Genomic DNA, 1,307 nt, shown 5'->3' with positions numbered 1-1,307 from the left:
TGATCACGTATTTGTTACTTCATTACGTCCCCGAAGGAGGACGGCGCCACGTTGGTCTTCATCGGCGGGGACGAGCACCTCAGGTTCTTCTACCGGTCTCTCTTCAAGCTGGAGGACATAGCCGAGGAGATTTTCTTCGTGCACGCGGAGAAAGCTTTTCATCGACTCCTTTTCGCCGACGGCCTAACCTTTCGAAAATTTGATGGCGGCTACTCCCTGAGAGATACTGCTGTTCTTCATCTTGCCGCATTGAATGATCGGTTTTCCGATTTGTTCATTGCCGAGAAGGGTTCTTCCGCGCAGATTTCCGCGCGCCTGGGGATAGCCGTCAGTATCGAGGGTAGGACTCGGGGATCGGCTACTCTGATGCGCAGACGTGACGTCATATTCCGGGGTTTCTCCGTCCGGTGTGAATGGCATTCAAAACTCGAACCGCATCGGAATCGTATTCACTTCTTCCCCGGCGACTCCCGGACCGATGGGAAGATTCTGGTCGGCATGTTCGTCCGGCATCTGCCGACCTGATTGGGACCGGCCTCGCCGGCCCCCGGGTAAGGAGTAGACCTCGGCTGGTCGGAGATCCCCGAGAGCCGCCGGATCCAGGGCTCCACCCCGCCGTGTCCTGCTCGGTGTCCTCGCCTATCCGGGTAGGAGGTGTTGACGATCACAGGGTGCCGCGATCACAGGATGCTGGATCATGGAGTTCCGGACGCGAGGTGTCCGGCACGGCGCATCGGCCGGTCCTGGCGGGCCCAGCGTCATGGCACCGTCGGACCCGCGGCAGGCCGGTCGGGCCGGGGCCCGGCACCGTCCGGCACCATTCGGCGACTCAGTGACCTGCTCACCGGCTCAACGGGAGCCGGAAATATTTTGTCCGCTCTCGGACACAAATATTGCCTGGTCAAACGTCCACGATGATCGTGGTAACGGGAGTGGAAGGATCTCCGGCGGCCGAGCGGAGTACCGTGGCTCCGGTCGCCGTGATGATCGCGTAGGTTTCGGGAGACGCGGTGAGCTATCAGCTGGGTATCGACCTCGGATCCGCGAACACGATCGTCGGGGTGGCGGACGGAGGCTGGCCCCGCGTGCTCGAACTGAGCGGCCAGCGTCGCCTGCCGTCGGTGGTCTACGCCGCCCCGGCCGGTGGCCTGCAGTTCGCCCGCGCGGCGGACCGCCGGTCGCTGGTCGACCCCGAGCGTGCCGCGACCGACCTCCTGCGCCGGCTCGGGGACAGCGGTCCCGTTCTGCTCGGGGGTGCCGCCTACAGCCGGGAGGGACTGATCGCCCGGTTGGTGACCTAGGGCCTG

2 protein-coding genes are annotated in these 1,307 nt (G+C 63.7%); both read left to right on the top strand.

What is annotated here, in order from left to right; all coding sequences use genetic code 11:
• The first annotated feature begins 51 nt into the window (after positions 1-51).
• Positions 52-525: a hypothetical protein gene (locus tag AC08OU_RS18100; protein ID WP_476602015.1), complete on the top strand. Its 474-nt coding sequence runs from the start codon at positions 52-54 to the stop codon at positions 523-525.
• A gap of 485 nt (positions 526-1,010) precedes the next feature.
• Positions 1,011-1,301, top strand: coding sequence for an Hsp70 family protein (locus AC08OU_RS18095; RefSeq protein WP_476602016.1), 291 nt, complete (start codon positions 1,011-1,013; stop codon positions 1,299-1,301).
• Positions 1,302-1,307: the final 6 nt, after the last annotated feature.

Source organism: Frankia sp. CcMO1 (assembly GCF_977945845.1).
Note: the sequence above shows the minus strand (reverse complement) of the source record. Positions and strands in the feature narration are given on the sequence as shown.